The 15,000-nt window shown below is 51.0% G+C and carries 11 protein-coding genes; 5 read left to right on the top strand and 6 right to left on the bottom strand.

Annotation, left to right across the window (positions count from 1 at the left end):
• Positions 1–8: 8 nt before the first annotated feature.
• Complete coding sequence (gene trxB / locus LQZ19_RS03380) at positions 9–938, top strand: thioredoxin-disulfide reductase (RefSeq protein WP_411046236.1); 930 nt, start codon at positions 9–11, stop codon at positions 936–938.
• A gap of 8 nt (positions 939–946) precedes the next feature.
• Here trxB and LQZ19_RS03385 read toward each other — a convergent pair whose 3' ends face one another.
• A complete protein-coding gene (locus LQZ19_RS03385; RefSeq protein WP_411046237.1) occupies positions 947–1,231 on the bottom strand; it encodes a hypothetical protein in 285 nt (94 codons plus the stop codon).
• Between the two features lie 199 nt (positions 1,232–1,430).
• Between LQZ19_RS03385 and LQZ19_RS03390 the strand changes: the two genes are divergently transcribed.
• Positions 1,431–2,855: a GGDEF domain-containing protein gene (locus LQZ19_RS03390; RefSeq protein ID WP_411046238.1), complete on the top strand. Its 1,425-nt coding sequence runs from the start codon at positions 1,431–1,433 to the stop codon at positions 2,853–2,855.
• 5 nt (positions 2,856–2,860) lie between these two features.
• Here LQZ19_RS03390 and LQZ19_RS03395 read toward each other — a convergent pair whose 3' ends face one another.
• From LQZ19_RS03395 to LQZ19_RS03405, 3 genes are all read right to left on the bottom strand, one after another.
• Positions 2,861–5,557, bottom strand: a complete 2,697-nt coding sequence (locus LQZ19_RS03395; RefSeq protein WP_411046239.1) for a GAF domain-containing hybrid sensor histidine kinase/response regulator — start codon at positions 5,555–5,557, stop codon at positions 2,861–2,863.
• Positions 5,558–5,610: 53 nt separating this feature from the next.
• Positions 5,611–5,907, bottom strand: coding sequence for a HigA family addiction module antitoxin (locus tag LQZ19_RS03400; RefSeq protein WP_411046240.1), 297 nt, complete (start codon positions 5,905–5,907; stop codon positions 5,611–5,613).
• Between the two features lie 63 nt (positions 5,908–5,970).
• A complete protein-coding gene (locus LQZ19_RS03405; RefSeq protein WP_411046241.1) occupies positions 5,971–6,789 on the bottom strand; it encodes a hypothetical protein in 819 nt (272 codons plus the stop codon).
• A gap of 236 nt (positions 6,790–7,025) precedes the next feature.
• Here LQZ19_RS03405 and LQZ19_RS03410 point away from each other — a divergent pair, with 236 nt between their 5' ends.
• The 3 genes from LQZ19_RS03410 (at position 7,026) to cls (ending at position 11,097) form a co-directional block, all read left to right on the top strand.
• Positions 7,026–8,648, top strand: coding sequence for a glycoside hydrolase family 3 protein (locus LQZ19_RS03410; RefSeq protein ID WP_411046242.1), 1,623 nt, complete (start codon positions 7,026–7,028; stop codon positions 8,646–8,648).
• On the top strand, positions 8,645–9,484 hold the full coding sequence (locus tag LQZ19_RS03415; protein WP_411046243.1) for a GNAT family N-acetyltransferase: 840 nt from the start codon (positions 8,645–8,647) through the stop codon (positions 9,482–9,484). Before LQZ19_RS03410 ends, LQZ19_RS03415 begins: the two co-directional genes overlap by 4 nt.
• 74 nt (positions 9,485–9,558) lie before the next feature.
• Positions 9,559–11,097 (top strand): cardiolipin synthase, encoded by a 1,539-nt coding sequence (gene cls / locus LQZ19_RS03420; RefSeq protein WP_411046244.1) that lies wholly within the window; start codon positions 9,559–9,561, stop codon positions 11,095–11,097.
• A 32-nt stretch (positions 11,098–11,129) separates the two neighbouring features.
• On the opposite strand, the gene LQZ19_RS03425 is transcribed toward cls, so the two are convergent.
• Both LQZ19_RS03425 and LQZ19_RS03430 read right to left on the bottom strand, forming a co-directional pair.
• Complete coding sequence (locus LQZ19_RS03425; protein WP_411046245.1) at positions 11,130–13,637, bottom strand: DNA polymerase domain-containing protein; 2,508 nt, start codon at positions 13,635–13,637, stop codon at positions 11,130–11,132.
• Positions 13,624–14,991 carry a ClC family H(+)/Cl(-) exchange transporter gene (locus LQZ19_RS03430; RefSeq protein ID WP_411046246.1) on the bottom strand — a complete coding sequence of 456 codons (1,368 nt, stop codon included), beginning with the start codon at positions 14,989–14,991 and terminating at the stop codon, positions 13,624–13,626. The genes LQZ19_RS03425 and LQZ19_RS03430 overlap by 14 nt, the downstream gene beginning before the upstream one ends.
• Positions 14,992–15,000 lie beyond the last annotated feature (9 nt).

A 15,000-nucleotide genomic window follows, 5' to 3' on the forward strand; every position in this document is an offset into this window, starting at 1 on the left:
GAGTATCCATGGCACAGGTAGACGCTGATTTATTAATTTTGGGAGCCGGTCCTGCGGGTCTAAGCGCCGCTCAATACGGCGGCCGGGCCAACCTCAAGGTCCTGGCCATAGAACAGATGTCCCCGGGCGGTCAGGCCCTGGTGATAAACAAGCTGGAAAACTACCCAGGCGACGCCACCCCCCGCTCAGGCTTCGACTTCGCCCAGGACATGCGCCGCCAGGCCGAAAAATTCGGCGCCAAAATCATCGGCGATGCGGTCCTTTCACTAAAGAAGGAAGGCGGTCTTTTCATCGCCGGCCTGGGCAGCGGCAAGGAACTCCGCGCCTACGCGGTAATCCTCGCCACCGGCGCCACCCACCGCAGGTTGGGCATAAGCGGCGAGGCGGAATACGCAGGCCGGGGCGTCTCCTACTGCGCCACCTGCGACGGCCCCTTCTTTAAGGGTAAGAAGGTCCTGGTGGTAGGCGGCGGTGACGCAGCCTGTGACGAAGCCTGGTACCTTTCGCTTTTGACCGATCAGGTCATCCTGGTCCACCGCCGCGATACCTTCCGCGCCCAACAAGGCCTGGCCCAGCGGGTCCTCCGGAACCCCCACATTGATGTCCGCCTCAACACCCGCCCCCTGGAAATCCGGGGCGATAAACAGGTTACATCAATACTGCTGGAAAACACCGCCGAGAAAACCCAGTACGAAGAGCCGGTCAGCGCAGTGTTTATCTTCGTCGGAACCAACCCACAGACCGCCCTCGTCCCCGATGTAAAAACCGACGAAACAGGCTACATCATCACGGACCAGCGCATGGCAAGTTCCATCCCGGGCCTCTTCGCCGCCGGAGATGTCCGCTCCAGCCCCTTCCGCCAGGTGGTAGTCGCCGCTGCCGAAGGAGCCATCGCCGCCCACTGTGCCGCGGAATATATTGATACGCTAAAGTCATGAGCCATGCCCTACCAGATCAAAACCGGATCCGGTAAATTTTCATAGGGATTATTTTTTTTATAGTATTTTTTTGCGAAATAATATCTGGCCAGGTTAATTAACTGTTCAGGAATACCCTCCAGATCACATTCAATTTTGGCGATATATTGATGTAAGCCTGTGTCCGTTCTGGTGATATTACCAAAGAGCTTGTTTTCGTTTGTAATAATAAATGAAACTTCAATTCCCATTGCATCATTCCGACAAATTTTCTTTTTCAGGTCTATTTTCCAGTTTTTTTTAGAGGATCTCATAATTTGAGTATTAAAGATCGCCCGTATTCCTGGCAAATTCAATATTGCGGTATTTTTAGCTGGTATTAATTTTTTTTGTGGGTTTTTCGAAAATTATTCGTTGTTTCATGATTTATAGATCTACAACTATACATATATGTAGTATATTTCCACGCATTGAAAGTTTTTCCTAAATGAGGTTAAACTTGCAGGAATACAAATGAAAAACCAAACAATGCGGGGACAAAAAACCAATCGCTCGGTGGGCAGATGGCTGACAGCCTTAATTGTCCTTATGATTGTGGTGCTAAGCGGCGTTATGATGATAATTGGGTATTTGAGATTCAAAAAATCAACGGAAGAATATTATTTTAGAATGGGAGAAACCACCGCAGGCATTGTGGCAGCAATTATTGATCCCGATTCCCTGGATACGTATCTCGATACTCTTACCACAGATAAAAAGTACGAAAACACCATGGAACTACTTAAGAAAGCTCATCTTGAATGTGAGGCTCAAGCATTGTATGTGTTTCGGGCGACAGAGGATGGGATTACGTATATATATGATACCGACCCTTCGGATATGTGGTGTGAATTGGGGCATTACGATCCCTATACCTATATTGACGATGACGGAACGGTTGGGCATCTTTACCCCGATGACACAGTACAGCAGCTGCGAAATAGCGGACAAGTTACCACCGTCATGGGAATTACCCAATACGGCTGGATAATAACCGTGAGCGAGCCGCTCTATGGCAGTGACGGAACGTGTAAAGGATATGTGGGAATTGATTTTGATGTGAATCAGGTGGTAGCCAAACAATCGGCATATCTCTGGCAGCTTGCAATTATCATACTTATAACCACTGCGTTGTTTGCGGTAATATACCTGTATATTATTCGGAAAGCCATCATCCGCCCGATCAATATTATGGCAAAGGCGGCGGATAGCTTTCTTGTCAACAGTCTGGAACTCTCCGGAAAAATTGATGGGCAGGATTCTCCTCCAAAGGGCGAGAAATCAATCGGTGCATCCGATATTCTATCTATGGATATCAACACCGGGGATGAGATGCAAAGCCTTGCCGAATCCTTGAAATCCATGGTGCGGAAGATTGACGAGTACATCACCAGCTTGAACATTGTTACCATCAAATCAGAAACGGATGTGTTGACTTCGCTTTGTAACAGAGGCGCTTTCGAGCAGCAGGTAAGCGCCGTCCTGCGCCTCCGGCAGGATACGGATCAGATTAATGCCTTTTTGATGATTGATGTAGATTATTTTAAAGCGGTCAATGATAATTACGGCCATGCCGCAGGAGACATGGTTCTGTCGGAATGCGCACACGCTCTGCGGAGAGTGGTGCGTGAGTCGGATATTGTCGGCAGATTGGGGGGCGATGAATTTGCGGTCTTCTGCAAAAGTATCGGTTCTGTCGCCATGGCGGAACAAAAGGCGTGGCAGATTCGCGATGAATGGCTGAAGATTATTCCGCCGGGCGGTGAGAAGGGCATCACCGCAAGTATCGGAATATCCTTTGCTCCGCAGGATGGACAAGCATACCATGAATTATTTAGCAAAGCCGATGAGGCACTCTACCGGGCAAAAGAAGCCGGACGGGATGGCTTTGCCATATAGTATCACTACCGAAGGTAGGTCCGGAGTTTTGTCAACACCTCGTCCATGGCCAGGGGTTTGCCGACGTGGCCGTTCATCCCTGCCTCAAGGCATCTTTCAATGTCCTCCCGAAATACATTAGCGGTCATGGCAATGATGGGAATTTCCTTCGCCCGTTTGTTATCCAGGGCACGGATACGCCGGGTTGCCTCATAGCCGTCCATTTCGGGCATTTGGATATCCATAAAAATCATATCGTACTTGTCCGGGTTCTGACTGAACCTTTCCACCGCTTCCCTTCCGTTTTCCGCAGTATCAATGACAATAGCCGTCGGTTCCAACAGGGCAAGTACGATCTCCCGGTTAATGTCGATGTCCTCCGCCAACAGGAGATGTGACCCCTCAAAACGATCAATCTGCCCCGGCTGCTGATTCTCCGCAAGTACATTTTCGGCGCCCAGACATTCGTTGATACAGTCGGCGATAGCTGATGGGAAGAGGGGTTTTGAAAGAAACTTGTCCACACCCGCTCGCCGGGCCTCGTCCATAACGGTGCTCCACTCCGCAGCGGATATCATGATCACAACCGACTCCGGTTGTGAAACCCCGGAGGTCCCCGAACTCCGCTCCTTAACGCGGCGGGAAAATTCCACACCATCCATGCCGGGCATTTTCCAATCAACAAAATAAATATCGTAGGACCCCTTTTGTTCAACCATGGCGAGGGCCTCGATTCCACCAGCGGCAGTATCGCAGCGGAGACCAAGCTGCTGGGCGACATCCAGAAAATAGGATCGTATATCCGAATCATCGTCCACCGCAAGAAGCCGGACATTTTTCCAATTTATCCCGGGTCGGAGGAGACCGTTCTTTTCCGAACCCCGTTTCGCCTGAATGGTAAACGCAAAGGTTGAACCCTTGTCAAGTTCCGACACTATCCATATATGCCCGTCCATCATTTCGACGATACGCTTGGAAATTGCAAGCCCAAGGCCGGTACCGCCAAAACGCCGGGAGGTATTACTATCCGCCTGCTCGAAGGAGGTAAAGAGTTTGCGCTGCTGCTCCTCGCTGATCCCGATACCCGAATCGCGTACCTCAATCCGGATAGTACAGACGCCGTTTTCTTCCTTTTCAAAAAAGGTACTCAGTTGGATAGAACCATGCTGGGGCGTAAATTTGATGGCGTTGGAAAGAAGGTTGGTAATAACCTGGGCCAACCTTTGATCATCCCCGATAAGAGTACGGGGAATATTTTTATCCAGCTTTACGGTAAAATTCTGCTCCTTTTCATCAACCCGGAAATTATTTACATTCACCACCCGCTGAAGGATTTTTTCAAAATTGAATTCCGTAAAAGAAAGTTCAAATTTGTTCGCTTCGATTTTTGACATATCCAACACGTCGTTGATGACCCCCAAAAGATGATTGGAAGCATCCTCTATTTTAGAGAGACAATAATCCTTCTTTTCCGGGTCTGCAGAGGATTTGGCGATATTGGTCATACCGATGATTGCGTTCATGGGTGTACGCATTTCGTGGCTCATGTTCGCCAGAAAATCTCCCTTAGCTTTGGTACTGGAAAGGGCTTCTTCCCTAGCCTGGATAAGGTTTTCGGTCATTTCAAAACGCAGTATGGCGTTTGCGATGAGCATTCCCCCGGAACGTAGAATACCAACCTCAGCCTCGGGAAAATCTCGGTCATTCCGGCAGTCATCAAAACTAACAAAGCCCCAAAAGGAATGCTGTAAAAACAGGGGAACCACCAGAATAGACCGTACGCCATAAGGCCCAAGCCGTTCCTGCTCAGTTTTGGAAAGGCTGGTAAGGGGACCCCCTATACATTGACCGGCAAAAAGCTTTGCCGCCCAATCCGGAAAGCTTTGATTGTACAGAAAGGACATTTTCTCCTGTTTTAATTCAGGGGAAGCGGCCCATCCGTACACGATCGAGTAGGACATCTGCTCACCCTCAATTTGATTTCTCCAAACATGGATACGATCCACGTCCACGCAGCGGGCCATCATCTCCATACTGGTATCCAGAGCTGCCTTGAAGGTATTTGCATCGGAAGCGAGCAGAAGCGTTGCGGCTTCGTTTATAACATGGAGGAGCTGATCCTGCCGGGCAAGTTCTCTTCCCGTAATTTCGACCTTTTGCTTTTCGTCATTGTAAATCCGGCTCTGGAATTTAATAACAAAGCCGATAAAAAAACCCGTAACCAGCAGGGACTGGATAGTATCCACATATAGTTGAAAGGTACTTACGGGACGGATCAAATCCGGATAACGATAACCGATAAAATAACAGGCCAGAATAATAATAATATGGGGTATAAGGATAACAACGCAGCTCTTTCCCCGGGACAAGAGAAAGATGATGACCATACTCAGCACAAAATACGCGGCCATACCACTGTTGATGCCGCCATTGGTAAAATAAATAACAGGGAATAGGACATCGCCGAGGGAAATCAAGGAAATCCAGATTCCGATCTTATACAACTTAAAACGATTACTCACAATAAGGAGGCCGATAATGAAAACAAACATGGCAGCCATGGCAAGCATAGCGATGGGAGGAGCTTTTTCTATGATGCGGGCGGCTGTGGCGGCCACCGCCGCTGCCAAACCAAAGGCGCATACCATGTTTAAAATTCTCGCATCCAGGGAAAGTTCATTCGAAAAGATATATCGATGGATCAGCGATTTTATAGATTTCATGTTCACTCCGTTTTCGTAACGGCTAACTCATCGAAGATTAGCCGTTGAAAAGATTAACCGGCTATGGCAGGTTCAATCTTAGCTAATTCAGCAACAAGTACGATTTTTTCGTTGCGGATATCAATATCTGTTTGAAGATCGATGAAAAATCGATCCGACATACCAAAATACCGGGAAAGTTTCAGCCCTGTTTCAACGGTAATTCTTCGTTTCCCATGAAGAATATCTAAAATCCGTGAACTGGGCACGTTAATATGTTTAGCTAAACCATACGCGCTTATACCCAAGGGGTCCAAAAATTCTTCTTTCAACATTTCCCCTACCGTAGGGGTTTCAATCCGTTCTTTCATATATATAATATACGGCAAACAGATATATCTGTCAAGCGGATATACTCGCAATTTAGGCGCATATTAAACCTTAATTTTATTCAGCTCATCAATAAAGGCCGGTCGTCTGGGATAGGCGGCAAGTAATTCCGCTATAATAAATTTCTCCTTCTCCTTTCCACAAGCCTTAACTTGATGTTTAATGATTCCGGTAACCGCTTTATATTCATGTCTGTTGGACGCCTGGATTGCTTCCTGCCTAATATGAGCCATAAAGATTTCATTCAACTCATCAGAAAATTTGGGAATTAGGTGAGGATAGAGTTCAACGGCTGAGGAATGATTCTCCCGGCAATAGGCCAAAAGCTTTTCTTGCAAATGTTCATGGATGCAAATTTGTATATAAACACCATATTTATGATTGCTCTTTTCCAATTTCTCCAAGATATTCTGTAAAACATCAGGCCATTCTTCCACGAGGTAGAGGGTCTTCAATTTTTGGTAATAGGAAAAATCACCCCCAAGGGTTAACATAAGGGCCAGTTCTTTTTGTTTAGTTATATCTTTTTGTTCTTCATAGATCATGTACTTAAGATGCTGCCATTCATCAGCTTTCCCTTTATATCCAGTCTCTGCTTGTTCACCTCCGGAACATAGTTCCAACGCCCTTTCATATTTCTTTTCGGCCACAGCATGCTCAATGGCAATCTTTCTAAAATCCCGATTATCAAGATTTTCTTCAATATCGGCCTTTTCAGAAAAACGGATTAAAAGAGTATCATGGAAGTCATCATTCTGAGCCGCATATTCCAATAGGAAGGCGGTGAGATCCTCTTTATCCAGTCTGCTGAGAATAATTTCTAAATCGGTATGGGAAGATGGTTTTACTTCATTGTATCTCATAGTTTTTTCGACTCCTCCGCCAACATTTTCGCACCAATACCTTACTATAAAAATAAAGATAATTTTAGAACAAATATTCGATTTCCCTATAAATACTCCATTTTTATGAATTATAATCCACCTATGAATATAATTACATCCCCGATTAACATATAGAATTGACTATTTCTCTATAATATAATTGAATACAACATATGACACTTCGCAGCCGTACCCTATCATGCTTTTTATTTCCATTGCTTCTTTGTACTGCAAAAATCTTTCCTCTTAGCTTTACCGATACCGGTGACGGGCCGGAGTTGGCGGCCGCCCTGGTGGAAGCCATGTCCGATGAAGAAGCCCTGGCTCAGACCTTCATGCTTGGCTGGGTGGGCGCGGAGCCTTCGCCGCTCATCCTGGACTGGATCCGGGATCGGCATATCGGCGGGGTAAAGATCTTCGGATGGAATACCGGTGATACCCTCAGGCTGGCGGAAACCGTGGGATCACTCCAGCAGGTGTCCCTGGCGGGAAAACTTAAGGTACCGCTCCTGGTGGCCACGGATCAGGAGGGGGGCTGGATACGCCATGTAAAGGGCGCCACCAGCGAGACCCCGGGTAATATGGCCATCGGCGCTTCGGGGTATCCCCGGGACGCCTACCTTTCGGGCTACTACATAGGCCGGGAACTGGCGCTGCTGGGTATCAACATGAACTTCGCCCCCACGGTGGATATCTATACGAACCTGGCTTCCACCGTCATCGGTCCCCGGTCCTTCGGTAACGATCCTGTGCGGGCAGGCCTTTTGGGGACCGCTTTTATGAAGGGGCAGCAGGCAGCGGGGGTTATCGCCACGGCGAAACACTACCCCGGGCACGGCGATACGGACCTGGATTCCCACGGGGTCCTGCCCCGGATAACGGTTCCCTTCGAGGTGCTCTGGGACCGGGAGCTGATCCCATACCGTATGCTCGCCAAGGAAAAAATCCCGGCGATCATGAGCGGGCACCTGGCCTTTCCCAATACCCAGGCGGCGTCCACCCCGGCATCCCTTTCATCCTGGTTTCTCCGGGATATACTCCGGGACCGGATAGGATTTCAGGGGTTGATCATTACCGATGATCTGATGATGAACGGTGCTACCACCTGGGCGGGGAGCCTTTCTCAGGCGGCGAAACAGGCCCTTCTTTCGGGTAACGATATTATCATGCTCTCCAAAACCCCCAACCTGAGCGATCCGGTCTGGACCAACCTGCTCGCCTCCATGCGGCAGGAACCGGCTTTCCGGGACCGGGTACGGGATGCCGCCCGTAGGATTATTGTGACTAAGCTGGAACACCTGCGGGGTGAAACTGCGGTACCCTACGTGCCGGACCTCCGCAAGGCGGAAGCGGGTCTGCCCGATCCCGATGGAATCCGTTTCTTCCTGGACCTGGCAGCCCGCAGCGTTACTATTCTCAAGGGTGAAGATCAAGACCAGGCCATCTTCCCCCTAAGCCGGGAAAAAGCCGGCAGGGTACTCCTGGCAGGTCAATACCTGGACTTTTTCAGCACCGGCAAATCGGCCTATCCCGGCGCCACCGGCTACTGGTACACCCCGTCGGAGGAGGCGATAGAAGAGCTGCAGGGCTATGCCCGCCGGTCGGACACGATCATCTTCTGCCTTGCCGATACCGAAGGGTTAAACGTTCTTAAAAACCTCCGGTGGCTGGGAAAGCGGGTCATCGTTTTTTCCGTTCTCAGCCCGGTTTACCTCGATCAGGTTCCCTGGATTGACGGCGCCGTGGCAGTCTATAGTTATGCGCCGGAATCCTTTGTGGCAGGCTTCTCCTCCATGCTGGGCCGCATCCCCGCTCAGGGCCGGCTTCCCCTGCAATGAAAAAACGGTGGCGAAGAGCCGGCAAATCAGAGGCGATCCGAACGGAGGAGTTTCTTAGATCCCATGAGTATTACTGCGTAAACGCCTGCGCACAATTTCTGCAAAAAAATTCACCGCATGAACAGGTGTGGTATCTCACCGATCCGGACGGAACCATCTCGGCGGTACTCCTCCGCTTCGGCGGTATGCTCTTCCCCGTCTTTGGCAGTACCCGGAATCCTCCCCTGCCCCGGTTTATAAAAAGCTTCCTGGGCAGGATCAGTATCCGTGCGGTCCTGGGTATGCTTGATGAAGCGGAGCTCCTGGAAACCGCTTTAGCAAGCCGGGGTTACCATGCGGCGGAACACCGAAATTACGACCTCATGACCCTGGATAGTCAGAGCGGGTGGGAAAACTGTTCCGGTCCCCAAGAGCTTGTCCTCCGCAAACCGGGTTTTACCGACATGGATCTACTGTACCCCCTCCAGGCTGCATACGAAAAGGAAGAAGTTCTTCCCAAGGACACGGCTTTCAACCCCGTAGCATGCCGTTGCAACCTAAGCAAGATCCTGACCCGGGAACAATCCCTCATAGCCTGCCTGGGTACCCGCATCGTAGGGAAGATCAATACCAACGCCGCCTCCTTTTCCCGCGTCCAGATCGGCGGTGTCTACGTCCTCCCAGAGTACCGCGGCCAAGGCATAGGACGCCGGATGACCGCAGCTTTTGTTGGGGAGCTTATCAAAGCAGGCAGGGGGCTTACCCTTTTTGTAAAGAAAGACAATCCGGCGGCACAGAAAATCTACCGGCAGCTTGGGTTTAAGACGATTGGGGATTACCGGATCAGTTACTACTAAACAAATATTAAGTACATTCCAATCTGGTTTTGATCCCCCGGTTGGTATATACTTCATAACGAACGGAGTATTCGGTGAAAGAAAAAAAATGGTTTCGGGCTGTATTCAGGAGGCGGATTTTTGTTATAGCTATCCTGCTTATACAAATAGCGTTTATACTGTCCCTCATCGCCAGCACGAGTATGAATTCCCACTATGTGGGCTGGGCTCTGAATGTGGTGAGCGTACTGGTTTGTATATATATAGTCAATAAAAAAGAAAAATCCGCCTATAAACTAACCTGGATTTTCCTTATCATGCTCTTCCCTATCTTCGGGGGGATCCTGTACATCATCTTTTATTTTCAGTCTAATCCCCGCAAGTTAAAGAGGTACTTCGCGGAAAGCGAACGGCAGTGCCGGCCTCTCTTCTTGCTTCCCGGAGATTCCCTGCCCTTCCTCATGGAAAATTACGAAGACTGCCTGCCCCAGGCCCGGTACCTGCAGGAATACGCGGGATTTCCCATCTATGTCCATACCCAGGCCGAATACTTTCCTTCGGGGGAAGATTTTTTCAAACAGGTTCTGGTGGAACTGGAAAAGGCGGAACGGTATATCTTCCTGGAATTTTTCATACTCAGCGAAGGGCAAATGCTGGACCCTATCCTGGATATTATGGAACGAAAAGCCCGGGAGGGTCTGGACGTGCGGCTCATGTACGATGACCTTGGATGCTTCATGTCCCTGCCGCCGGACTTTAAACAGCAGATGGAGCAGCGGGGTATTCGCTGTACTATTTTCAACCTCTTTAAGCCTATCTTTTCCTCTCTTCAAAACAACCGGGATCACCGGAAGATCGTTTCCATCGACGGCAAGGTTGCCTTCACCGGGGGTATGAACCTGGCGGATGAATATATCAATATCTTCCCAAAATACGGCCACTGGAAAGACGCAGCAATCATGATCGAAGGGGAAGCTGCCTGGAGTCTTACCCTGATCTTCTTACAAATGTGGGACCTGGGGAAAAAGGTAATGGAGAGCTATGGGGATTTTTATCCCTGGAGGGAAGATCCCTGTCCGGTAAAATCCGACGGCTATGTGCAGCCCTATGCGGACAGCCCCATTGATGCGGAAAACGTGGGGGAACATGTCTACATCCAGATCATCAACAATGCTAAGGAGTATGTGTACATCAACACTCCCTACCTGGTGATAGACGACAATCTCCTTTCCGCCCTGACTCTGGCGGCAAAGAGCGGTGTTGATGTGCGGATCATCACCCCCCATCGCTGGGACAAATGGTTTGTACGGATGGTATCCCGGTCCTATTACCGGCAGCTGGTCATGGCGGGGGTAAAGGTCTACGAGTACACCAGCGGCTTTAATCATTCAAAGACCTTTGTGTCCGACGACAAGGTTGCCACCGTGGGTACCACCAACCTGGATTACCGCAGCCTGTATCTGCACTTTGAATGCGGGGTCTGGATTTACAAAAACAGCGCCGTCAGTAAAGTTAAAGAGGATTTTCTAAAGACGATTCCCATCTCCACACAGATCACCCTGGAAGATTGCTCCCGCAGCCCCATACGCAATTTTGGCCGGGATGTACTGCGGATTTTCGCGCCCCTTATGTAGGGAAATAAAACACCATAAAGGGGACTATCGGTTCACAAAAATTCCAATTCCAGCTGCCCTGTGACAAGATCCTTTCGGGACTGGCGGCTTCTGCTCTTTTTTTGGAAAGGCTCCGTATCCCATCCTGCGGCGGCGGCAATAGACAGAGCTACCGGCAGTACCTGAGCATCCGTGTAGTGATCGTAATCGAAGGGAGCGTGGGGCAGGGACGCCGGCTCAGGCCCGGAGATAGTCCAGACATATTCCACCGTACCCCGGCGGCCCTTCCAGCCCAATAGCCGGGCGGCCTTTACCTGGGGCGGAGTGGAGGCCGTGTAGGTCTCGGGCGGACGGGAGAGCCGCTTCCGGTATACCAGTTCCTCATCCAGTTTCCCCTGCCGGAGTTCCCGCAGTATTTCTACGATCTGCCTCCCGAAGGCCTCTTCGCCGCCTCCGCCGAATACTAATTCCAGCAGCTCCACCTGTATCCGCCGAGCCAGGGGGGTGGCGTCGCTCCGTACCGCCTCCATGCCCTTTACCTCCACCGACATAGCGCCATCACTATCTATAAGATAACCTCCATAGCCCTTAGCCCGGCCACGGGTCTCACCTTCGTCGTGGATACTCCGGAGTGGGGGAATCAGAAAACGACGATAAGCTTTTTCGAACCGCAGTTCCAGAAAGGATTCCAGATTATATTCCGACCCTATACGTTCCGTAAGAAAACTATTCAGTTCCGTGGTAAGAGTACCGCATGTTTTGATATACTCATCCAGGCTGGCTTCATCGCCAAGACCGGTTTCCACAAAGAGGGAATCCGTGTCGCCGTACAGCACCTGGTAGCCTCGTTCGGTAAACCAGTCCTGGGAGAGGAGGAGCCACTTCCGGGCAAAGGAGGTGATGGAACCAGCCAGTTCCGTACGGCCGTAGCGGCAGCTGGCAGTTCCAAGAACGCCATAAAAACTGTTCATCAGTATTTTATACACAAATGCTGCGTTTTCATCTCCCGCATCCAGAGCTTTTCGCCGCTCGGCAAAATAATTCGCAATAAGTTCCGGCAGTATTCCCGGCTGTCGGGAAAAGGCGGCGCCGTTGGGAGCAATAATCGCGGGCTGATCTTGGGGAGAGCGTTCGTGAATAATAGCCCGCTCGTGGGCTAAGGGATCGATGTTGAAACTCCGCATGATGGTTGGATAGAGACTGCGGAAATCGAAAACCGCAACATTACTAAAAAGTCCGGACAGAGGCTCCAGCACGGTTCCCCCGGCAGCCCCGGATACCTGAAAATCCGGCGGGTTCGGCGGCGGCAGAGCAATGGATCGGCGGCGGAGTTCCATACCGTAGATCCGTTCAAAGCTCACCACGCTGGTCCATGCCTTATCTAGGGAAACCCCGGTTAGGGCAGCCCTCTCCAGGGTAAGCCGGAAGAGGCCGGTCTTGGCAAGAATCCCCGGGACCAGGGCGGCATCCTTGTAGCAATATTCCCCGAAGAGCCGGGGGTCCTCTGCATAGAGCCGGTCCAGCTCAGCTATTTTATCTTTCCCCGAGGCGGCCACGATCTTGCCTTCCCCCAGTACCGCCTGTGATACGGTTTCCAAGGTATAGTCGGAAAAACGCCGCGGGCCGGACCGGACTATCCGCAGGGCGTCGATAACCTGCCGCCCCGGCACTAATGCTGCGGCGGATCGTCTGCCTTCGCCGGAAAAAAACTTAGCCCCATCCTGATTTGCCGATCCCGCAGCGCGGCCCAAGGCAAAGGGGATGCCGTAATGCTCACAGCGTTCAGCCAGCCGTGGGAAATCGAAGTCCAGGAAGTTCCAGCCCGTAAGTACATCCGGGTCCATGTCCTGTATGTCCGCTACAAAAGAGCGGAGGAGAGACGGTTCATCGGCATGAAAGACAGGTCCGGTACCGGGTACTGTAATACAGTCTGTATTACAGGGAGTCGGCGCCAGGACTCGGACCAGTCCGCTTGTCCCGCAAAAATCCGAATCCGTCAGAGCAATCGCCACGGCGCGTATGGTCCCATTCCGGGTATCGGTTTCAATATCTATAGATGCTATCTGCAAAGGAACCTTAATAGGATTACTATCGGTGTCAGGGGGGAGAATTTCCGCATCCGGGAAAACCAGATTTACCAGACGGCCGGGACGGGAATCGCCCCGGATCCGCAGGAAACCCCGGATGTATTTTTCAGCCAGAAATAAATCCTGGGGTTTCATATCCATGTCGGGGCTGGGTATTCCGGTCTGTTCCAGAATTTTCGCTGCCCGGGAACGATCTCCGTAACGGGAAAAACAGAGAAAAAGTAGCTTTTCTGTTCCCGAAAAAGATTCGAGATCGGAAGGAAATACTTCATATTTTATGGATGACAGCAAATCTGCGCATCGGGCCGTGTCGTGTTCGTAGATATGAAAACAGGGCCGCCAAAACTGGACTGCCGCGAAGGAACGCCCATCCTCAAGGCGGCCGGTAAGATAGAGCCGATCCTGACGATGATCCGCCCAGGCGTGGACCAGGAAGCCCCGGAACTGCGGCGAAAGAGGTTCACCCAAGTTCATACCCACCGTCAGATTCGGGCTTCTCCGGTACATCGGGCTGCCGCTTTTTGTTTTGCAGTATTCGTTCCAGCAATACTGCGTATACAGGCCTTGAGGCGATCACATCGGTGGTAACAAAGGCGGAAAGGGCAACCAGAACCAGGCTCACCATGTGATTAAAACTACCGCTCATCTCCAGGATCAGAACGATGCCCGTAACCGGGGCCTTAACCACGGCGGCGAAAAAGGCGGCCATCCCCAGGATCATGAAGTTGAGGGTCTGGGCATCTTGGATAAATCCCCAGCCGGTCAGCAGTTTCCCCAGCCCGGCGCCGGTAAGGGCGCCGCAGGCCAGGAGGGGCAGGAAAATTCCTCCGGAGGTTCCGGAACCGAAAGAAAATACCGTAAAGAGCATTTTCCCTGCGAGCAGTATTATTATCATTGTTAGAGTTCTGTTCGTGCCGGATAGGGATTCTATCAGGCCGTGACCGCCGCCGGTAACATCGAAAAGGAAAAACCCAAGGGGGATGGAGACCATCAGGGGAAGTATGGGACGGATCACCTGGGGAATCACAAGCTTGTCGTAGAAGTCCAGGGCTCCGTAGAGGAGGCGCTTAAAAAGATCGCCAAGAAGGGCGCAGAGTACACCCAAAAGGACCACCCAGGGGAAGGCATGGATAGGGAGAAGGGTGATATGCCGAAAATCAAACACCGGGCCCAGACCGAAAAAATAGCCCGCCACCGTATCCGCCGCCATGGAAGCGCCCATGGCGCATGCTATCATGAGGGGGGTGAAGGAGGACTGCATCTCTTCCAGAACAAAGAGCACCCCCGCCAGGGGAGCGTTAAAGGCCGCCGACACCCCGGCGGCGGAAGCGGCGGTGATGAGGAATTTTCGTTCCCCATAGGGCCTGCGGAATAGACTAAGCACTCCCATGCCCACATAGGCGCCGATTTGTATGGACGGCCCCTCCCGTCCCAAGGAAAGGCCGGCCCCAAGACCAAGCACTCCGGTGATCAGTTTGAGGGGCAGTTCCGGAGCCCAGTTCAGGCTCAGTTCCCGGCTTAGGGCGCCTTTTACCTGGGGTATACCGCTCCCTTTTATCATGGGCCTTGCTTTGGCTGCCCAGCCCAGGAAAAGGCCAATCAGTATCAGGATTGGAACCAGGGCTGCAGTCCAATACCAGGGCTTTCCCGGCAGGAGGATCCCGTAAATCCAATGCCGCAGGGAATCGGCCCGGCTCAGTAAAATGCGGAATAGTACAATTACAAAGCCCACAATAAAGCCGATAAGGATGCTTTCCAGGACTACCGCCAAACGGGAACTATACCAGTGACGGATCGCCGTTTCTATCTGTGTTTTGGGTTTACCCATGGATAGAGT

It is taken from the genome of Treponema primitia, assembly GCF_046533075.1.
Classification (GTDB): Bacteria; Spirochaetota; Spirochaetia; order Treponematales; family Breznakiellaceae; genus Termitinema; species Termitinema primitia_B.